Below are 20,542 nucleotides of genomic sequence, written 5' to 3' on the forward strand. Positions count from 1 at the left end.
TGGGAATGAAGTGGCTCAATACTTTCATTGGCAACCTGTTATCTACTTTTGGCCTAGACATAAACAACCGGTGGGGGGGCAGTATTCAGTTTTTTCTTTATGATGTGATTAAAATAACTGTACTTTTATGTGTTTTGATTTTTATAATCTCCTACATCCAAAGTTATTTCCCACCGGAAAAAAGTAAAAAAATACTAGGGCGTTTTCGGGGTATATGGGCAAACATTATCGCTGCCCTTCTGGGGACAGTAACCCCCTTTTGCTCCTGCTCATCTATTCCACTGTTTATTGGTTTTACTAGTGCGGGTTTGCCCCTTGGTGTAACATTCTCTTTCCTGATTTCATCCCCAATGGTGGATTTAGGTAGCCTAGTTTTATTGATGAGTATTTTTGGCGCAAAGGTGGCCATTGTTTATGTCATAATCGGCCTAGTGATTGCTGTCGTTGGCGGTACTCTCATAGAAAAAATGGGTATGGACAAATATGTGGAAGAATTCATACGAAATGCCAGTAGCGTGGATATAGATTCGCCCACCCTTACCAAAAAGGAACGTAGGGTGTACGCCAAAGATCAGGTGCTATCCACTTTCAAAAAGGTTCTCCCCTATATTCTGCTTGGGGTTGGTATCGGTGCCATTATCCATAACTGGATTCCCGAGTACTGGATTGAGGCGGTATTGGGTAGCAATAATCCCTTTGGTGTAATTTTAGCCACACTCATTGGCGTACCTATGTATGCAGATATTTTTGGCACAATACCAGTGGCAGAAGCCCTACTCTATAAAGGTGCACAGCTTGGTACTATTCTTAGCTTTATGATGGCGGTTACCACCCTAAGCTTACCCTCCATGATTATGCTTCGAAAGGCGGTAAAGCCCAGGCTTTTGAGTGTTTTCATAGCCATCTGTACCATTGGGATCATTATTGTTGGTTATATGTTTAATGCATTTCAATTTTTACTAATTTAATTTTAAGGAGGATTAGATCATGGCTTTATTTGGTTTTGGTAAAAAGAAAGTAGAAGATAAAAAGGTACAGTGTGCTTGCAACGGCGACCCGTCACCTACTGAAGCCCCAGCAAAAAAGGCAGTTGAAATTGAACAGACATTCTCTGGCTGTTGCTGTGGTGGTCAATGTAACAAAGAAACCATGTCCCAAGCAGAAGCTGCTAAAACAACTGGTGCTTCCATCAAGGTTCTTGGCTCTGGTTGTGCAAAGTGCAATCAACTGGAGGCTGCAACTTTCCAGGCACTAACAGAGCTGGATATGGACACTACAATCGACCATATCACTGACTTTTCCCAAATTGCAGCCTATGGCGTAATGACAACTCCAGCCCTCATCGTGGATGGTAAAGTGGTTTCCTATGGTAAGGTTTTGAAAAAAGATGAAGTGATCAAAATTCTGAAGGAAAACAGGGGGTAACCCAATGGCAGAAAAGAGAAACATTGGTATCGGATTTTTTGAACGCTATCTAACGCTATGGGTTGTCCTATGCATGATAGTCGGGGTTCTAATTGGAAAATTTTTACCTGCAATACCGATTTTTTTAGGTAGATTTGAGTATGCAAATGTATCCATACCCATAGCAATTTTAATTTGGCTTATGATTTATCCCATGATGTTAAAGGTGGACTTTCGTAGCATCAAAAATGTAGGCAATAACCCCAAGGGCTTATTTGTCACTTGGGTAATCAATTGGCTTGTCAAGCCATTCACAATGTTTGGCATTGCATGGCTATTTTTCTTCGTATTGTTCAAAAGCTTCATTCCCACAGACCTGGCTCTTGACTATCTGGCAGGCGCAGTGCTTTTGGGGGCTGCCCCTTGCACCGCAATGGTATTTGTTTGGAGTCATCTAACAAAAGGGGATGCCGCTTATACGGTGGTACAGGTGGCGACCAACGACCTCATCCTTTTAGCGGCTTTCACACCAATTGTTGCCTTTCTTTTGGGCGTAAGTGGTGTGCAAATCCCTTGGGATACCTTATTACTATCTGTAGTTTTATTTGTCGTTATTCCCTTAAGCGGTGGTGTAATTACCCGCCACCTTGTGGTCAAGAAAAAAGGAATTGGGTATTTTCAAAATAATTTTATCCCTAAGTTTGATCATATTACTGTTGTAGGTCTTCTCCTAACGCTGATTATTATTTTCTCTTTTCAGGGAGAGGTAATCCTAGAAAACCCATTGCATATTGTTCTCATTGCAATCCCCCTTATTTTGCAGACATTTCTTATCTTTGCCATTGCCTATATTGCCTGCAAAGCACTAAAGCTTCCCCATAGTATTGCCGCACCTGCCGGAATGATTGGTGCATCAAACTTCTTCGAGCTGGCGGTAGCCGTTGCTATTGCCCTTTTTGGAGCTGGAAGTCCAGTGGCCCTAGCTACCATTGTAGGCGTTCTGGTGGAAGTGCCTGTTATGCTGATGCTCGTACACTTTGCTAACAAAACGAAAGGATGGTTCATAAATGAATAAACCAAAAGTTGCTTTTATATGTGTCCACAATTCTTGTCGCAGCCAAATCGCAGAGGCACTGGGTAAACATCTGGCATCCCATGTGTTTGAAAGCTATTCCGCTGGTACTGAAACAAAACCCCAAATCAATCAAGATGCAGTTCGCCTCATGAAACAAATATACTCTATTGATATGGAGCAAACACAACGAAGCAAGCTCCTGGCAGACATTCCTTTGGTAGATGTGGTGATAACAATGGGTTGTAACGTACAATGCCCTACCCTCCCCTGTAAGCACAGGGAGGATTGGGGCATTGACGATCCCACAGGAAAGTCCGATGAGGATTTCATAAAAACCATTGGCCTCATTGAGCAAAAAATAAATGATCTATGTAACCGTATCAATCAGAAAAGCATATAGAAAAAACTGGTAAGTGAAATCACTTACCAGTTTTTTTGAATTATATGTATTTTATCCTGATCTTCATATATCTTTATCTTAAGGGGCTTACTTTTCGAAAGATAAACTCCTATATTTTTAACAATGCCTTGCTGTAGGGAAGTTCAGCCAGCAACGATTTAGCACACCACAATCTGATTTCTACCATTCTCCTTTGCTTGATACAATGCGGAATCAACACGATACAGACAACTATCAATCCCTTCTGCTGTTTTGTGTTCCGTTATACCAATACTTACAGTAATGCTACAATGGTTTGGCAAAAGCAATTCTTTTTCAGCACAACTGCGAATTCTTTCAGCAACCTTTACCGCCGATAATTCATCCGTATCGAGCAGGATAATCAAAAATTCCTCTCCTCCATAGCGAATGATCATATCCTTATCTCCACAGGCTTCCTTAAGCAACTCCGAAAACCTCACCAAAATCTTGTCTCCCATAGAATGGCCAAAATTATCATTAACCAATTTAAAATGGTCCAAATCAGCTAATAGAAAATAGACGGGTTGCTTTTTATTTTCATTGCTACCCACCACTTTTTGCACAAGCTCACCCAATACCCGTCGATTATAAATATTCGTCAAATAATCAAGCCTGGCCATCTCATGGATTTGCTTATTCGCCAATTCTAATTTATCAATATTCTTCTTTAATTCATTCTTCAAGTTGGTTTGAGTGGAAATATCAACAATCTCTCCAATCAGACCCTGGATTTTTGTTTGTTCCGTCATAAATCCCTTGCTCCAGTAGAGTGCATCCCCATGGTTTTTGTCAGACAATTGGAAACACTTCTCATGATATTGAACGAGCCCCGTTTGTATTAACTTAGTATCTTCCTTATGGTATTTCTCTCGTTCGTTTAATGGTAGATAATCCAAAGAATACACCGTACGATTTAAATAGTCCTCTGGATTCATATTAAAATATTTTTGGTATGCCTCATTAAAGAATATGAATTCAGCTCGACTATTCTTCATAAAAATAGGGTTTGGCAAAGCGTTTAATGCAGTCAAATAGAATTCCTGTTTTTTATTGGCATTTTTCAATTGATTCTTTAACTCCAAGCCTTCCTGCTCTTTCCTACTGATTTCATTCTTACAATCCTTTATCAGTTCTAATATATCATGATTGGTATCTAACTTATTATCTAGACTTAATATCAAAGCCTCTAATCGTCTGATGGAACTCTTTAATTTATCCATATTTAAGCGAGCATCCCCCTACAAATAAATTTTTACAAATTTATTAATATCAAAATTATAACATATCCTTCCATCAGAATAAAAGTAAATTATTTTTTAGGAAAAACCAAGTTTGGATGTTCCAGCAATCATCCCTTGTCAAAATAAAATAATTTTAAGAAAAAATGGTCCCTTTATAGCTTTTGTCTCATCCGCGCCTTTTTGTTTCAAAGCAAACTATCCCTTCCACCGTACATATATGCAAACTTTATTCCCCTGCCCAAGGTAATTATAACATGATCGCACATTTTCTATGGTTTCTGTCAATATAATGTATGTATATTATTAAGTAAGTGATGAATATAGCTTGTAAAACATGTCCCCCCACAAGGGTAAAAACAGGAATAAACGTAGCAAGCAAAATGGTCACCCGTATTCTCATATTCTCTTTTTTTTCTAGCTTTGCACAGTTACCTAAAATGGGGTGAAAATTATGCCAAGAAATTATAGATACGTCGCTAGTACTCCTAGGTTCAGGTTTCCCACCAATAAAAATTCAACAGACTTTAGATTAGATGAAGAAAAAAATCCATTTATCAGTGATATCGAGGTTATCGTCAAGTTTAATGGCGACATTTACAGTTTATCACAAAAGCTAGGTGCTGAGGCTGAAATACTATATAACGACTATGCAATCATTAGAATTGAGAAAACCAAACTTTCATTACTCAATGCAAACCCACAAATTGAACACCTGGAACTACCAAAAAAACTATATTTAGAAGGACCAAATAGCCTAATCAGCTCCTGCATACCCAGTGTTCAAAGAAGCACAGGTTTGGGCCTACGAGGTAACGGCGTCATTGTGGCCATCATTGATTCCGGCATAGATTATACTCACCCCGATTTTCGAAATAAAGATGGAACCAGTAGAATTCTCTTTATTTGGGATCAAACCCAAATGGGTACTCCTCCCCCAGGTTTCTTTAGTGGTAGCGAGTATAATACCCAACAAATCAATAATGCCCTGCAAAGCCCAGACCCTTTTCTTGTTGTACCAAGTGTGGATACCAATGGTCACGGAACAGCTATTTCAGGCATCGCTGCTGGCAACGGCAATGCTAGTGACAGTGTAAACATTGGCGTAGCCCCCGAAGCAGATATTATTGCTGTAAAGGTAGGTTATAAAGGTTTTCAATCTTTTGCCAGATCAACAGAATTGATGAGGGCCTTAAAATACGTCATTGACAAAGCAAAAGGTCTCAACAAACCCGTTTGCATTAACATGAGTTTTGGTATGAACAATGGATCTCACCGAGGCAACTCTCTTTTTGAAACATTCATCTCAGATATTTCTAGTGAATGGAAAACCTCCATTATCGTGCCCACAGGAAACGAAGGGGCTGCCGGCCATCACTTTAGCGGTATAATCAAAACAAATGAAATAAAAGAGATTGAATTTTTTACAGCACCAGGGCTTGAAAGTTTATATCTATCATTGTGGAAAAACTTCGTCGATGATTTTGAGATTGAATTGATCTTCCCAGACGGAAGTTCCTCCGGAATAGTTGGTATAGAAAACCAGACAAAAACAATTCGAAGACCAAATTATGATGTAGATATATTTTATGGCCAACCAAGTCACTATTCTGATTTACAGGAAATATTTGTTGTTTATAGAGCCAGGAATGGAACTTTAAGTGCGGGCCTAAATAAGATTAGGCTGTATGCTCAGACAATCGTAGATGGTAATTTTGACATTTGGCTTCCTACCCTAGAGGAGGTAACAGCACAGACCTTTTTTACCGATTCATCTATCTATAACACGTTAACCATTCCCAGTACGGCTGCTAGGGTGATTAAAGTCGCCGGGTATAACGATCGAGTGGGAAATATTGCAGCATTTTCCGGTAGAGGTGGTGTTCAGCCAAATTCCATCATTCCTGATCTTGCCGCCCCAGCCGTTAATATATTAACCACCAAAACTGGTGGTGGTTATGATACTTTTACCGGCACCAGCTTTGCTGCACCTTATGTTACAGGCTCCGCTGCCCTGATGATGGAATGGGGCATTGTAAAAAATAATGATCCCTTTCTGTACGGCGAACGGGTTAAAGCCTTTTTACGAAAAGGTGCGACAAGGCGAGAGGATATCTTGTACCCTAACGCGACTTTTGGTTACGGCACTCTATGTTTACAAACTACAATGAACTACTTAGTAGAATATAGGTTAGGAGCTGATTATTTTTGGCTAATGGTGTAAATATGAATGGAATTGATCTACCCTTGGAGGAGTTTATTAAACTGCCAACAACCGTAGATTTCAACGTAGTTAATACTGATCGCTTTAAGCAATTTGCAAAAGATAGACCCTTTTTAAGACTCGGTACCCAATTTGCAAATGAATTGGTTATTGTATATACAAACCAAGATAACTTGCCAACTTTATTTGAAGAATTAGGAAATGATATAAATGGGTTCTTCCCCAAAATTATGTCCCCCTTAGACAGCCAAAGCAATGAAGACAGTGGCATCACCCAAATTTTAAATCAACCTTTTATTAATCTTTCCGGCAGAGGTATCATCATTGGCTTTATTGACACCGGAATTGACTTTACAAAAGAGGCTTTCCAATTTGAAGATGGTTCATCTAAGATTTTGAATATTTGGGATCAATCTCTTGAAGGAAGCCGCTCTGACGATGTATACTTTGGTTCCGTTTATACCCAAGAAGATATCAATGCCGCTTTAAAGTCAGAGGATCCCTTTTCCATCGTCCCTTCAATAGATGAAGATGGTCATGGAACCTTTTTGGCCTCCGTGGCAGCCAGTAATGAAAAAGGAGAATATATAGGCGCTGCACCCAAATCCTATATTATGGCTGTAAAACTACGTCGTGCTAAAGAGTATTACATTGATAGATTTCTTTTACCAAAGGACAATCCAAACCTTTACCAATCCACGGATTATCTACTAGGAATTAAGTATATATTGGATCGTTCTGAGGAGTTGAATTTACCAGTGGTTATTTGCATCAGCATGGGATCCAACTCAAGCGGCCACGATGGGAACACCCTCTTTGAAGACTATATTTCTTTCGTATCCCAAAGAGCAGGATATGCATTTGTTGCCGCAGCTGGCAACGAAAGCAACCAAAGGCACCATACCCAAGGGCGAATTCCAAGAACAGGAGACACAGATACTTTTAGTATTAATGTAGGTGAACAGGATACTTCCTTCATTGTTTCCGTTTCTAGCCCCGCCTACGACAAGATTTCCGTTGGCGTTACATCTCCAACGGGGGAGGTCATTGCAAGAATCCCCTTCCGAGTAGGCAGAAAATTCAATCAAAAGTTGATTTTTGAAAGAACTTCAGTATCCATTGAATACTTTAAAGGTGTTAATAACGTCATCCACATTGGTTTTCATAATACGACACAAGGCATTTGGGATGTAACAATTTATGGAGATCATATTATAAGCGGAGAGTATTTTGTCTGGCTACCCATTCAAGGCCAAGTTAGTCCTTTGGTGGAATTATTAAAACCCATACCTGAATACACCATTGTATACCCCGCCACTGCCCCAAGGTGCATTACTTGTGGTGCCTATAATAGTAAGGACAATAGTCTTTATGTTTCATCTTCTTGGGGGCCAACAAGATTACCCCGTATGGCTCCGGATTTGGTGGCTCCCGGCGTTGGTGTAAAAGGAATTTATCCCTATGGTTATGGCACAAAAACAGGAACCAGTGTTTCTGCCGCTATTACTGCTGGTGCAGCAGCACTCATTTTGGAGTGGGGCATTATTCAAGGTAATGTTCCATCAATGGATGGAGATCTGGTTCGAACTTTTTTGATTAGCGGTAGTACAAGAGAACAAAACATGGTCTACCCCAATATAAAATGGGGCTATGGTAGACTTAATCTATATAATAGTTTTTCTGTAATCAAAGAATCTATTATTAATTACAATTTATTATAATGCTCTCTTTAAGAAGGAGGTTTATTATGCTTGGCAATAAAATTTCCATACGTTCAAATTACTTAGGCGGAACTGGGCTTCTTGAAATGAATACTTACCTCACGAATATAGGCAGACCAGCCGAGGGGGCAACCGTAAGTATCATTAACCCTGATAACAATGAAATCATAGAGGAGGTAAAAACCGACGCTTTGGGTCAGATCCCTCCCATACCTTTAGCTGCTCCCCCCATTGAATATTCCATGGATGACAACATGCCTCGCCCCTTTAATCAGTATAACGTAAAAGTAACTTTAGAAGATTACAACGATGCAAACATTAATAATGTGCAAATTTATCCGGAAACCACTGCCGTCCAACAGGTTTCCCTAACACCAAAGTTTGAAGATATTAATATACCTTACCCAGTGCTATTTGGAGACTTTCCGCCCAAAATCCCCGAGTCCGAGGTCAAAAGGCTGCCCTTACCAACAGGGCAAGTTGTACTCCCCCAACCTGTTGTGCCAAGCATTATAATTGTCCACGCCGGCGTACCTGAAGATGCATCTGCACCCAACTACACCGTAGACTTTAAGGACTATATAAAAAACGTTGCCAGCAGCGAAATTTATGCTACTTGGCCAAGAGAGGCTTTGAAGGCAAACATTCACGCAATGCTTTCTTTCACCCTAAACAGAGTCTATACTGAATGGTATCGAGGTAAAGGGTTTAACTTTACCATTACCAATTCCACTGCCTATGATCAAGCTTTTAGCTTTGGCAGAAATATTTTTCAAGAGGTTTCCGAAGTTGTTGACGAAATCTTTACAAGCTATATTACAAGGCCCGATATCAAACAGCCCCTACTTACCCAGTATAGTGACGGTAGACGGGTCAAACGAGATGGTTGGCTTAGTCAATGGGGCTCTAAGGAACTGGCTGACCAAGGATTGACTGCACTGCAGATTTTAAAAAATTACTATGGTAGCGACATTATAATTCAGCAGGCAGAAAAAGTAGAAGGGGTGCCTGCCTCCTTTCCCGGTGCCCCCCTCAATATAGGGTCAACAGGAGAGAGTGTACGAGTAATTCAGGAGCAGTTAAATGCAATCTCCAATAATTACCCTCTCATCCCAAAATTAATAGAGGATGGCGTCTTTGGTCAAAACACGGCAGAATCCGTTAAGATTTTTCAACAAATTTTCAAACTCCCCCAAACGGGAGAAGTTAACCTTGCCACTTGGTATAAAATTTCCGATGTTTTTGTTGCTGTAACCAGACTTGCCTAAATTAATATAAACTAAAAAAAGTACCTATTCTTTTCAGAGTAGATACTTTTTTGTTTTTTATAATCTCTAATTTATTACTATTTTTTAATTCATATTTTGAGATCAAAAACTTTTTTGAATGATGCTGCCATCCCCATGCTGATGCAACATACACTCCCCATGCTGAAGATAAAAAACTTCCATTTTATCTTTTCCCTTGGCCTCAAAAACTTTTTTTGCAAAGTGGCTGTTCTCCAAAACCTTTTCCTTATCTTGCTGCTTATTACTAAAGGCTATTGTTCCTGTAACCTTTACATAATTATATTTTTCATCTGTTGCACAAAAGCAAATATTAGGATTCGCCTTTAACTGTTTGCTTAATGCTGTGTCAGAAGATGCGTAAAAGAAAAACCCTTCCTCACAAATATACGCCACCTCAAAGGGACGGGCGTCGGGTTTACTTCCATCACAGGTTGCCAAGTTCCCAAATTTATTCTTATTCAAAAAATCAATAATCTCTTTCATGTCTACCTCCAAAGTTAAATATTCTTTCCTTTATTTTTATCCTTTTCAAGATAGATATACACAATTTATCACATTACATTTTTATATTTATTTTAACTAGCTGCCTATTTAATTCTATGTAAAATTTTCAAAACCCAATCACTACTTTATACTTTCTGATTTGCTTCATAAAAATAAACGATTAACCCTTGCAAACCAGTTTTTAAACAAAACAAAAGGGTTGTTGTCTCTCGACAACAACCCTTTTGTGCATTAAAGTATAATGCAAATCAAACCGCCGCTTCCTTCGTTTACGATCTTTTGCAGGGTTTCTGCCAATTTAATTTGTGCATCCTCTGGCATACGATAAATTTTGTTTTGCATACCATCACTAACCATAGAGCTTAAGGTACGGCCAAAAATATTCAAATCCCAAATCTTTTCAGGTTCAGATTCATAATCTGAGATTAAGTTATCAATAAATTCTCTAGATTGTTCCTCGTTTCCAATAATTGGTGATACTTCTGTTTCCACGTCCGCTTTAATCAAATGGATGGATTCACCCTTGGCACGCAGTTTAATTCCATATCGACTTCCTTGCTTAAATACTTCTGGTTTTTCCAGCATAATCTCCTCAAATACGGGAGTAACCACGCCATAACCTTTCCGCTTCACATCATTAAGAGCTGTGGCAATCTTATCATATTCTTTCTTCGTTTCAGAAAGCATTCGGATGGTTGAAATCAAGGAATAATCGTTTTCAATGGGCAAATCAACTGTTTCACTCAAAATACGGTAGAATAACCCGTCGTCGAAGGTCAGGGCAACATCCACAGCCCCCTCCCCTGGCAATACCTTATCAGGGAATACTTTCTTTAAGAAATCTTTGTCCTCCAGGCTCACAATGGCATTAGAAACATCTGCCAAGCGTTCTGCATTGTCCATTACTTCTTTTAACCCTGCCACAAGGGATCTTTTCAACCAATGGTCGTCTTCCAAAGTTTCTACCCAGCCAGGGAAGTAGAAACGAATTTCTTTCATGGGGAATTGATATAATACCCGCTCCAAAATCTTTTTGATATCATCAGCCTTCAACTGAGCCACATTTACAGGAATAACCGGAACTCCATGTTCCTCCTCCATGTCTTTGCCCAAGGCAATTGCCGTTTCCCCATAGGGTGCTGCAGTGTTCAAAAGGATAACAAACGGTTTGCCCATTTCTTTCAGCTCGCCTACAACCCTTTCTTCTGCGTCAATATAATTTTCCCTAGGAAGTTCGGTAACAGTACCGTCGGTTGTTACCACAATGCCAATGGTAGAATGGTCAGTAATAACCTTTTTGGTGCCCATTTCTGCCGCTTCCAAAAATGGCATTGCATTTTCTGACCAAGGAGTATGTACCATACGAGGGATTTCCCCATCCATATGTCCCTCTGCCTCTGGAACCAAGTAGCCAACACAGTCAATCATGCGCACCCGCATATCGGTATTGTCCCCAAGGGTAATCTGAACTGCCTCATTGGGCACAAACTTAGGCTCTGTCGTCATAATTGTCTTGCCTGATGCGGATTGTGGCAACTCATCTTTGGCCCGTTCTCTTGAGTGGGCATTCGGAATATTGGGAAGCACCAATAAATCCATAAAACGCTTGATAAACGTAGACTTTCCTGTACGCACAGGCCCAACCACGCCAATATAAATATCTCCGCCTGTCCTGTCTGCAATATCTTTATAAATATCGAATTTCTCCACTATAATTTCCTCCTTTGATTTCAAACTGTATCCATACAATATATTTCTATGAGAAAATAACGGGAATAGAACGAAGAACAGAATATTTTTATTTTTTATCAAGAACTTCATGCCTACTAAAATCTTTATCAACAATTTTTTGTAGACAGGACACCCCTTGTGATTTAGCAGTTACCAAGTATTTGCCTCACAACAAATTATTGAAAACCAAAAAAGTTGATATACAATATTGTTTTTGATATAATTAAGGCACTTTATGAAAAGAATTTATAGAATATACCGTGAAAAAATGAGGAGAAAAAAATGTACAGCATACCACCGGATATTGGAAAAGAAATGCGAAAAATACGAACAGAAATGAGAATTAGTCTAGACACCGCCGCAAGACTTACGGGTGTCTCCAAGGCTATGCTTGGTCAAATCGAAAGAGGGGAATCTATTCCCACTATTTCAACCCTATGGAAAATTTCAACAGGTTATAAAGTAACCTTTTCAAATTTTATTTCAAAGCCCTCCGTGGAAAAAAACATTTTAAGCATTGATGATATTTATCCGCTGCAGGAAGAAAATGGAGATATGCTACTCTATAATTATTTCCCCTTTGACCCTATTTCTGGTTTGGATTTTTTACAGATTCACATGAAACCCCATTGTCGTCACGAATCCTTTCCCCATACAAACGTATTAAACGAATACATTGTAGTAATTAAGGGTCAACTAGAAATGACAATAAGCGAAAAAGTTTATTTACTTAAAGAAGGAGATGCCGTTTCCTTTCATGGGGAATTGAGCCATGCCTATGCAAATCCTTCGAATGAAGAAACGGTTTTTCATAATGTAATTCGATATCGATAATGGGTTCTTTGTGGCAAAATCATCTATAGGTTTTGTCACTTTTTTTATACCCATATTACGCCTATTGGCAACAAAAATTTTGAACTGTTTTTCTCTCCTATCCCCATAAAGCACCGTAACAATAAAATATTCTACTGTAAAACATCCTAAATTTCCATGTGTTTTTATTGGCTAATTTATTTATAGTCATACCACTCTATCACTCTTTTTTGCAGATCAAAAAGATATTTTTTATCTTAATTTGTTCAATCTAACGTGAAATCATTTATTTTCTCTATAGATTTTTGAAATTTGTATTCGTCTTTAATAATTTATATGCATGTTCTAAAAATAATGATTCATTTTGTTGTAATCCATATTGACAAATCCCAAAAACGGTGTAATAGTAAAACCATGATCGAGCGTTATAACATACAATTAATGTAACTCATAACTTTTAAAACGCATGAATGTCATAAGAATGAATAGCTGTTTTCTACGAATTCCATCATCATGTGATTCAACACAACCATCAAAGGAGGTTCAAAATGGATACAACCAATCGAATTGAACGTTTACGCCAAAATTATGTTAACTCAAAGCCATCGATTTGCATTGAGCGAGCAAGAATTTTTACCCAGTCTCATATGCGTACAGAGGGACAGCCTACTCCCATTCGTAGAGCCCAGGCCTTTTATGATTTTTGCAATGAATTTGAGATTCAAATATTCGATGATGAGCTGATCGTGGGAACGGCAGGAAAATTCAGAAGAAGTGGTATCCTAACCCCTGAATTCTCTTGGAGATGGGTAGATAAAGAAATGGATATGTTCGACAAACGCCCCCAAGATCCTTATGAAATGACAGATGAGCAAAGAGAATATGTTCGGAAAAATATTTTTCCATATTGGAAAGGAAAATCCCTTGAAGAACATTTTCTTTCAATTCTACCCGATGCAACTGCAAAAATTGCTGTTGATACAGGAATTGTGGATAATGACTCAAAGTGGCGCCAGGCAGTGGGCGAAGTTACACCAGATTACCAAGACGTTTTATTTCCTCTGGGCTTTCAGGGAATTCTAAAGCAGGCAGAAGAAAACCTGGCAAAATTAGATTATGCTAACCCTGATGACTTAGATAAAATCACATTCTATCAATCAACCATCTTAACCAGCAAAGGCATCATACGCCTTGCCGAAAGATATGCTGAGTTGGCCGAACAACTGGCAAATCAAGTGAGAGAAGAAGATCGCAGCAATGAGCTCTTAAAAATTTCAAAGGTGTGTCGTAATGTTCCTGCAAATCCACCTACCTCTTTCCACGAAGCAGTTCAATTTGTTTGGTTTGTGCAATTGGGTGCAATTATTTCGGAAAATCCCTTGGCGTTAAACCCAGGGCGATTTGATCAATATATGTTCCCATACTATGATGCTGATATAAAATCCGGGGTAATGAGAAGAGAAGATGCCGAGGAATTTGTGCAAGCCCTTTGGCTAAAATTTTCCGAATGGGTTTGGACCATCTCAGCCAATACTACAGGGTATTTTGCTGGATATAATCAATTTCAAAACCTTACCGTGGGAGGTAGAAAACGGGATGGATCCGACGCTACCAATGAGCTCTCCTACATTTGCTTGGAAGCAACCAACAAGGTTAAAACCCATCAGCCCGGGTTAAGTGTCAGAATTCATGCTGACTGTCCTCAAAAATTCTTGGATGCCATAGTAGAACTGGTGAGCAAAGGCACAGGCTTCCCCGCAATACATAATGATCAGGCTGGAGTACAAATGCTTCTTCAAGCTGGATATGAGCCTGAGGATGCCAGAGACTGGAGTAACTGTGGTTGTGTTGTTCCCCACTTCCGTAAAACAGGCCAATGGACCGCTGCTGTAAACATCAACTTTGCGGCTGCTTTGGAATATGCACTCAATGAGGGCAAAAGCAGACTCACCGGAGAAAAACTAGGATTGGATGCCAAACCTGTAACCCAATATCAGTCTTACCAAGAAGTAAAATCCGCAGCTTTGGAGCAACTGAAAAACCTTATCTATCATAGTGTGGTTGCAACAGTTATAGCCCAAAAACTACATACGAAACTGGTTCCAAGACCCTTCCTCTCCACCTGCGTAGAGGACTGTATAAAAAATGGAAAAGACCTTTCTCAAGGAGGTGCCCACTATAATGTAGGTCCTGTCCTTACCGGTATCGGCCTTGCCGTTGTCGCAAACTCCCTAGCCGTAATCAAAAAGCTTGTTTTTGAAGATGAAGTTACCACCATGGCGGAGTTAGATGCAGCATTAAATGCAAATTGGGTGGGCTATGAGGATTTGCGAGCAAAGGCCCTTAGTGTGCCAAAATACGGTAATGATGATGATTATGTAGACAACATTGCCAGAGAAATCGCAAATTACTATTATTTAGAAACAAGAGCTCATACAGATATTTTCGGTTCGAAGTTTAATTCTGCCTTCATGGGGATTTCCAATTACATCCCCACCGGAAGAATTGTAGGTGCAACACCTTGTGGCAGAGAGGCCAAAAAACCCATTACCGAGGGAGTTTCCCCTTATGCCGGAAGCGATATTTCAAGCCCCTTGGCAGCAATGCGCTCTAGTGCAAAAATGAACCATGATGTCCATACTGGCGGCACTTTGCTAAATCTGCGTTTAAGCCAAGACATGGTGAAAACAGCAAAAGGAAAAAGGGATTTAGGCAATATCATCCGTGCTTATTTTTCCCTTGGGGCATTCCACGTTCAATTTAACACTCTTTCCACAGACGTTTTGAGAAAGGCACAAGAAAATCCTCAGGATTACAAGGACCTCTTGGTGCGTGTTGCCGGTTATAGCACCCAATTTGTGAATTTATCTCCAGAGATGCAAGAGGCAATTATTGCAAGAACCGCCCATGAAACCATATAATCACTACAAAAAAACACCTGCTCCCTTTTTGGGGCAGGGGGTGCAAATAGGAGAAATGGTATGAACCAATATACAAATCAAGGTGTCATTATACAAATGCAAGATTACTCTATTCACGATGGTGATGGTGTAAGAACTACCCTATTTCTTGCTGGTTGCAATCTACGCTGTCAATGGTGTGCCAACCCCGAATCATGGACAAAAAAGCAAAAATTGATCTTTTATCGCCACAAATGCATTGGTTGCATGAAATGTACACTAGCCTGTCCCCAAAAATTAGTGCCCTGTGAAATGAACCGTCCTAATGAGCATTGTTTGGTTTGCGGTGCATGCGTTAATGTCTGCACAAAAAAAGCATTGGATTTGGCCTGCATGAAAAAAAGTGTAGACGATGTCATGAAGAAAATAGAAAGAGATGCCTTATTTTTTCGTTATACGGGAGGTGGCGTTACCTTCTCTGGTGGAGAGCCATTTTTACAGCATGAATTCATGGCAGCTTTATTAATAAAACTTGAAGAATTGGGCGTGGAATCATGGGTAGAAACCTGTGGATATTTTGACTTTGAAGTAGTGAAAGAGATATTGCCAAAGTTCGGCCATGTCTTTTTGGATATAAAACATATGAATAAAGAAAAACATAAGCAGTTTACTGGCTGTGATAACAAAATTATATTAGAAAATGCAAAAAAAATATATGCCCTGGGCATCCCTATCACCATTCGAATCCCCGCCATCGTTGAAGTAAATTTAGATGATGCAAATCTAAATAACACAGCAGATTTTATGCAAAAGCATTTACCAAATGCCAATATTGAATTGCTACCCTATCACGAATTGGGAAAGGCAAAATATATTTCTTTGGGTATAAAAGACAAATTTGTTTCCTTTACAACGCCATCACAAGAGCAAATGAACCATGCATACAAAATTTTTAGAAACCACGGAATCGAAGTTGTCACCTATTAATCATCGTGGTAATAAGCGTGTTGCCAAGTTTTTTGCGGGCACTCTATCCCATTGGGCCTCCTTGTTTCAGTTCTATTTCAAGTATGTATTCAAGCCTTTCCCCGGGGAATACTTCTGCCAATGGGACTTCCCGAAATCCGTACAAAAACTCCCTGTTCTTATTTTATACTGTGTGAAACAACAGAATGAGTAGGAACAGGGAACGCAGCATTTAGGTAATAATTTTTACAATGGTTAAATTCAAAACCTTCATTAAATCGATTTCTTTTTGTGTTTCTGTAATGACAACCTTTGGTCTCAAATGATGAATTCGGTTTTGCTGAACCACCAAAGCATTTTGACCATTGGAAAGCTGAACAGTTATCCCCGTGGGGTATGGGGATACATATTCCATTATTTTTTTCACACAATATACATCAAACATAATCCAACAGTTTGACATCAAATACTCTAAGGCGTCAGCCGGGTTCATCGCTTTTCTATAAACTCTATTGGACACCAGAGCATCATACACATCACACACATGAATGATCTTCGCATACAAGTGGATTTGATTACCCTTTAGCTGACGAGGGTAACCAGTTCCATCTTCATTTTCATGATGAGAAAGGACTGCATTCTTTACAATTCCGGAAATCATAAAGTTGTCTTTGATAATATTGTACCCTTCTTCCGCATGGGAACGAATTATTTTCATTTCATCGTTGGTTAGTTTTTCTTTTTTGTTTAGAATATCAAGGCTAATGTTAACCTTGCCAATATCATGAAGGAGTGCCGCTTCAGATAGATGCTTTAATTGGTTATAATTCAAACCCATGCCAATGCCTACAATAACAGATAGCACTGCAACATTAATACAATGAGCGTAAGTATAATTGTCAAAGGCAGCAATATTGACCATATCCACAGATACATCAGATTGACTTAGCAGTTCGTCCACAATGGAATGGGCCATAAGCCTACACGCATCAAGGTTAAAGGATTTCAAGGCCTTAACGGTACTTCTTTTTAGTTGCTCAGAAAGTAATTCCTTTACAAATATGCCCTCGGATATATCATCGTAGATATATAACCCCGCATAGCCAAGTAATGATAATTTGCTTATGTACGCACGTTTCAATATGGTATTCGCATTTAACAGAATACTCCCGCTATCATTATACACAGGAATTGCCAATATCGATTCTTCATTAATTTGGTGTATTGGTAAATATCGCATTGATTGCCACCTATTTACTTTCTATGTACTGGGGACACCGCTTTTAGCTTGTCCATACTAATGGGATACCTACAACTTAGAAATGCACTTTTATAATATGACAAATTTCCATATATTATTTATTTTAATAGATTTATTCAAATAAGCAATACCCTTTGAATCTAGTTTTCTCAATTACAATCTCCCTCTAAATACACGTTTAAAAAACACACCCCCAGAAACGAAAAACAGACATGGTAGAGTAATGAACTATTGGTATTTCATGAAAATTTCGAGTTTAATTTAGAATTATAATCCAACCATTGCTAACGATATATCATACATTTCAGTAAAACCTATTTTACCAAATTACAGCAAAAAATGCAAATTACATTTCAAATTTACGAAATATAATTTAATTATTTTTTTTCATTTATATAACAAAAAAAGGTTATTTTTTGTTATATTACAATCAAAATTTTAGTATTTTAACGCTCTAGTTTTATTTTAAATTACAAAAAAATAATTTTAACTTTATTTTTTCAAAAAAAGAAAAGGTTTTTATGCATAAAAAAATGAATTATTCATTAAAAATTTTAATTTATTCGCCTTTTATAACTATTTTGTTTTCTGGGTTACTTTAGTTATAAAATTTCCACTTTAAATAACACTTAAATTTATGTTTTTAATGAAAATACAACTCTTAATTAAAAAACTACAATTTGTATCCCTTAACATAAAAAATATCCCCACCTTAAACCTAAAAGTGAGGACATTGAACCAGTACAATATTTGACCTATTCTATGATTTCCATTTCTTTTTAAAAGTGCTAAAAAGTTGTGAAGCATTTTTCCTTTCATATGCAAAGAGAAGACAAAGTTACCTGGGCTGGCACTAAATTCTTATTTTTAGTCATTCAGATATTTCAGTGCCGCTCTAATTTGCAATTCTGCCCCAAATTTCATGACATCTTCATCAATACTAAACTGAGGGTGATTTTGTGGAAAAACATTACCCTTTTCCTCATTATGAACCCCCAAAAAGGTCATAACCGACGGAACTCTATGACTAACCTCTGCAAAATCTTCCCCCATCAACCCTGTAAAGCTATCGATATTAAACTCTGTTCCAAAGGTATTTGAAGCAACACTTTTCATGAGATATACCAACTTCTTATCATTGATTAAAGAAGGGTTACTAGGAATAAATTGCACTTTATACTCCATGGAGTATGTTTCGCAAACACCCCGCACAACCCGCTTAAAAGCCGCTATCACTCGCTCCTTGTTTTCTTTTTCATCGGGAAAAAGAAATCTGATTGTACCACCCATTTTCACTTCATCTGAAATAATGGTTCTGGCTGTTCCACCAGAAATCTGACCAATCATAATGACCATGGGGTGCATTGGGTTGTACTCTCTGGTTTCTAAAAATTGTAATGCCTCTATGATCTTTGCAGCGCACATAATGGCATCCTTTCCTGTGTTAGGTGCAGAAGTGTTGCCAGATTTTCCATAAATCGTAATTTCAAATTCCTCTGTTGTCCCCAATACAGCCCCCGCCGTAAGGCCCAACCTCCCTGATTCGATGGCACTCCAATGCCGTAATGCAAATGCTGCATCCACAGGTGGATTTTCTAAAATCCCGTCATCAATCATAGACAACATTCCTGCCTCTTCTTCATTGGGCTGAAATACAAACTTTATATTGCCCTTAAATATATCCCTGTGCCTTGCAAGAACCTTAGCCACAACCAAGAGCACAGCCATATCTCCATCGTGTCCCGATGCATGCATCACACCATCAAAAACAGAAGTGAAGGGAAGACCTGTCTTTTCTTGCATAGGTAAGGCGTCCATACTGGCTCGGAGTAAAATGGTTTTACCACAGCCTTTTTCTCCATTTAAAATACCTACAACACCTGTTCTAGAAATATTTTTCACTTCCATATTTAGCTTTTTCAAATAATCATATATTATTTTTGAAGTTCGAAACTCCTTAAAACCAAGTTCTGGGTTTTCATGAAAATCCCTTCTGAGTGCAATAAGTTCACTTTCAAATCCACTTACTTCCTTCTTTACATCAATCATACTCAATCTCCCCAACATTCGTTCGTTTTGCTGCTTTATTCGATGATGATATACTTAAAACGCATACTGAACTTATCATAAATAATATGCCCACAATTTTCAAAAAAGTGATTGATTCGTTATACAAAACGATACCAGCAACAGAGGCAACCATCAGTTCAAATGTAGAGATAACTGCCGCCACACTTACATCCACTTTGGAAAGCCCTTTTGCATATAACAGATATGGCACAACTGAAACAACCATAGCATACAAAATCATAAAGGGCAATGTATTCATCTGAAAAATTTTTACAATTGTTGTAATTGGATTGGCCAGAATTCCCATCAAAATAGTAGCAATGATAAACGTATATAATGTAACTGTTTCCGATGAATATTTATCTAAAGATCGTTTTCCAAATACATCATAAATTGCGAAACCTATCCCAGATGCCACGCCCCAAGCTATCCCCTTAAATGTAATGGAAACTTGCTGTGGTGAAAAGACACCCGATATACATAAACACCCCAAAATGGTTAGCATAATAATTAGCAAGCTTTTTAAAGTAATCTTCTTCCCAAATACAAATGAGGAGAATACCAACACAAGCCCAGTCTTGGTATAAAGCATTGCCCCTGCAAGGCCTACCCCTATTTCATTTACCGTAAAAATATATGCCACGGAATAAAGGGAGTACCCAAAAATGCTAATTGTAATAAAATCTTTCAGATCAGCCTTTTTTTTTAACTTGTATACACCTTTACCTTTCTTGCTAAAGTAAACCATCAAGATAAGCATAGCAATGAATGTTTTTATGAAACCCATTTCCATGGGTGTAAAGCCATGGCGGGTAATTACCTTTGTAAAAATACCGCTAATTCCCCAGCAAAAAGCTGCAATCATAATGAACAATGGGTATGCATTACTATTCTTCATATTATCTCACCTTAAGAATATCCAAGG

At 38.5% G+C, this 20,542-nt stretch carries 16 protein-coding genes; 10 read left to right on the forward strand and 6 right to left on the reverse strand.

The features are described 5' to 3' along the window. The first annotated feature begins 5 nt into the window (after positions 1-5). The 4 genes from ABVZ64_RS01250 to ABVZ64_RS01265 all read left to right on the forward strand — a co-directional run bounded on the left by ABVZ64_RS01250 (position 6) and on the right by ABVZ64_RS01265 (position 2,879). Positions 6-968, forward strand: coding sequence for a permease (locus ABVZ64_RS01250; RefSeq protein ID WP_502892574.1), 963 nt, complete (start codon positions 6-8; stop codon positions 966-968). A 181-nt stretch (positions 969-1,149) separates the two neighbouring features. Continuing rightward, positions 1,150-1,425: a thioredoxin family protein gene (locus tag ABVZ64_RS01255; protein ID WP_352399360.1), complete on the forward strand. Its 276-nt coding sequence runs from the start codon at positions 1,150-1,152 to the stop codon at positions 1,423-1,425. Positions 1,426-1,429: 4 nt separating this feature from the next. Beyond that, positions 1,430-2,479 carry an ACR3 family arsenite efflux transporter gene (arsB, locus tag ABVZ64_RS01260; RefSeq protein ID WP_352399243.1) on the forward strand — a complete coding sequence of 350 codons (1,050 nt, stop codon included), beginning with the start codon at positions 1,430-1,432 and terminating at the stop codon, positions 2,477-2,479. Next, positions 2,472-2,879 (forward strand): arsenate reductase ArsC, encoded by a 408-nt coding sequence (locus ABVZ64_RS01265; RefSeq protein WP_352399244.1) that lies wholly within the window; start codon positions 2,472-2,474, stop codon positions 2,877-2,879. The genes arsB and ABVZ64_RS01265 overlap by 8 nt, the downstream gene beginning before the upstream one ends. 158 nt (positions 2,880-3,037) lie before the next feature. Here ABVZ64_RS01265 and ABVZ64_RS01270 read toward each other — a convergent pair whose 3' ends face one another. Then, the gene (locus ABVZ64_RS01270) at positions 3,038-4,120 is read right to left on the reverse strand and encodes a sensor domain-containing diguanylate cyclase (protein ID WP_352399245.1); all 1,083 of its coding nucleotides are present in this window, start codon (positions 4,118-4,120) and stop codon (positions 3,038-3,040) included. Positions 4,121-4,592: 472 nt separating this feature from the next. Here ABVZ64_RS01270 and ABVZ64_RS01275 point away from each other — a divergent pair, with 472 nt between their 5' ends. From ABVZ64_RS01275 to ABVZ64_RS01285, 3 genes are read left to right on the forward strand one after another with little or no spacing between them, the layout of a single operon-like run. Continuing rightward, positions 4,593-6,362 (forward strand): S8 family peptidase, encoded by a 1,770-nt coding sequence (locus tag ABVZ64_RS01275; RefSeq protein WP_352399246.1) that lies wholly within the window; start codon positions 4,593-4,595, stop codon positions 6,360-6,362. Beyond that, positions 6,347-8,083, forward strand: coding sequence for a S8 family peptidase (locus ABVZ64_RS01280; RefSeq protein ID WP_352399247.1), 1,737 nt, complete (start codon positions 6,347-6,349; stop codon positions 8,081-8,083). Before ABVZ64_RS01275 ends, ABVZ64_RS01280 begins: the two co-directional genes overlap by 16 nt. A 26-nt stretch (positions 8,084-8,109) precedes the next feature. Continuing rightward, positions 8,110-9,351: a peptidoglycan-binding protein gene (locus ABVZ64_RS01285; RefSeq protein ID WP_352399248.1), complete on the forward strand. Its 1,242-nt coding sequence runs from the start codon at positions 8,110-8,112 to the stop codon at positions 9,349-9,351. A gap of 102 nt (positions 9,352-9,453) precedes the next feature. On the opposite strand, the gene ABVZ64_RS01290 is transcribed toward ABVZ64_RS01285, so the two are convergent. Further along, positions 9,454-9,855: a pyridoxamine 5'-phosphate oxidase family protein gene (locus ABVZ64_RS01290; RefSeq protein ID WP_352399249.1), complete on the reverse strand. Its 402-nt coding sequence runs from the start codon at positions 9,853-9,855 to the stop codon at positions 9,454-9,456. Positions 9,856-10,107: 252 nt separating this feature from the next. Continuing rightward, positions 10,108-11,586, reverse strand: a complete 1,479-nt coding sequence (gene spoIVA, locus ABVZ64_RS01295; protein WP_352399250.1) for a stage IV sporulation protein A — start codon at positions 11,584-11,586, stop codon at positions 10,108-10,110. 303 nt (positions 11,587-11,889) lie between these two features. On the opposite strand from spoIVA, the gene ABVZ64_RS01300 reads away from it, so the two are divergent. The 3 genes from ABVZ64_RS01300 to ABVZ64_RS01310 all read left to right on the forward strand — a co-directional run bounded on the left by ABVZ64_RS01300 (position 11,890) and on the right by ABVZ64_RS01310 (position 16,307). Continuing rightward, the gene (locus tag ABVZ64_RS01300; protein ID WP_352399251.1) at positions 11,890-12,441 is read left to right on the forward strand and encodes a helix-turn-helix domain-containing protein; all 552 of its coding nucleotides are present in this window, start codon (positions 11,890-11,892) and stop codon (positions 12,439-12,441) included. Positions 12,442-12,968: 527 nt separating this feature from the next. Next, positions 12,969-15,341, forward strand: a complete 2,373-nt coding sequence (locus tag ABVZ64_RS01305) for a glycyl radical protein (protein ID WP_352399252.1) — start codon at positions 12,969-12,971, stop codon at positions 15,339-15,341. Positions 15,342-15,401: 60 nt separating this feature from the next. Further along, positions 15,402-16,307, forward strand: coding sequence for a glycyl-radical enzyme activating protein (locus tag ABVZ64_RS01310; RefSeq protein WP_352399253.1), 906 nt, complete (start codon positions 15,402-15,404; stop codon positions 16,305-16,307). Positions 16,308-16,518: 211 nt separating this feature from the next. Here the strand turns inward: ABVZ64_RS01310 and ABVZ64_RS01315 are convergent, their stop codons facing one another. The 3 genes from ABVZ64_RS01315 to ABVZ64_RS01325 form a co-directional block, all read right to left on the reverse strand. After that, positions 16,519-17,526, reverse strand: coding sequence for an HD-GYP domain-containing protein (locus tag ABVZ64_RS01315; protein ID WP_352399254.1), 1,008 nt, complete (start codon positions 17,524-17,526; stop codon positions 16,519-16,521). 888 nt (positions 17,527-18,414) lie between these two features. Beyond that, positions 18,415-19,596, reverse strand: coding sequence for a M20 metallopeptidase family protein (locus ABVZ64_RS01320; protein ID WP_352399255.1), 1,182 nt, complete (start codon positions 19,594-19,596; stop codon positions 18,415-18,417). Further along, on the reverse strand, positions 19,589-20,515 hold the full coding sequence (locus ABVZ64_RS01325) for a DMT family transporter (RefSeq protein WP_352399256.1): 927 nt from the start codon (positions 20,513-20,515) through the stop codon (positions 19,589-19,591). The genes ABVZ64_RS01320 and ABVZ64_RS01325 overlap by 8 nt, the downstream gene beginning before the upstream one ends. Positions 20,516-20,542 lie beyond the last annotated feature (27 nt).

This window comes from Anaerotignum sp. (genome assembly GCF_040307045.1).
GTDB lineage: Bacteria > Bacillota > Clostridia > Lachnospirales > Anaerotignaceae > Chakrabartyella.

Bases quoted from the DNA above. Each gene is read 5' to 3' on its own strand.
- ABVZ64_RS01250 (WP_502892574.1), top strand. From the start codon at position 6: ATGAAGTGGCTCAATACTTTCATTGGCAACCTGTTATCTACTTTTGGC.
- ABVZ64_RS01255 (WP_352399360.1), top strand. From the start codon at position 1,150: ATGTCCCAAGCAGAAGCTGCTAAAACAACTGGTGCTTCCATCAAGGTT.
- arsB (WP_352399243.1), top strand. From the start codon at position 1,430: ATGGCAGAAAAGAGAAACATTGGTATCGGATTTTTTGAACGCTATCTA.
- ABVZ64_RS01265 (WP_352399244.1), top strand. From the start codon at position 2,472: ATGAATAAACCAAAAGTTGCTTTTATATGTGTCCACAATTCTTGTCGC.
- ABVZ64_RS01270 (WP_352399245.1), bottom strand. From the start codon at position 4,120: ATGGATAAATTAAAGAGTTCCATCAGACGATTAGAGGCTTTGATATTA.
- ABVZ64_RS01275 (WP_352399246.1), top strand. From the start codon at position 4,593: ATGCCAAGAAATTATAGATACGTCGCTAGTACTCCTAGGTTCAGGTTT.
- ABVZ64_RS01285 (WP_352399248.1), top strand. From the start codon at position 8,110: ATGCTTGGCAATAAAATTTCCATACGTTCAAATTACTTAGGCGGAACT.
- ABVZ64_RS01290 (WP_352399249.1), bottom strand. From the start codon at position 9,855: ATGAAAGAGATTATTGATTTTTTGAATAAGAATAAATTTGGGAACTTG.
- ABVZ64_RS01300 (WP_352399251.1), top strand. From the start codon at position 11,890: ATGTACAGCATACCACCGGATATTGGAAAAGAAATGCGAAAAATACGA.
- ABVZ64_RS01305 (WP_352399252.1), top strand. From the start codon at position 12,969: ATGGATACAACCAATCGAATTGAACGTTTACGCCAAAATTATGTTAAC.
- ABVZ64_RS01310 (WP_352399253.1), top strand. From the start codon at position 15,402: ATGAACCAATATACAAATCAAGGTGTCATTATACAAATGCAAGATTAC.
- ABVZ64_RS01315 (WP_352399254.1), bottom strand. From the start codon at position 17,526: ATGCGATATTTACCAATACACCAAATTAATGAAGAATCGATATTGGCA.
- ABVZ64_RS01320 (WP_352399255.1), bottom strand. From the start codon at position 19,596: ATGATTGATGTAAAGAAGGAAGTAAGTGGATTTGAAAGTGAACTTATT.
- ABVZ64_RS01325 (WP_352399256.1), bottom strand. From the start codon at position 20,515: ATGAAGAATAGTAATGCATACCCATTGTTCATTATGATTGCAGCTTTT.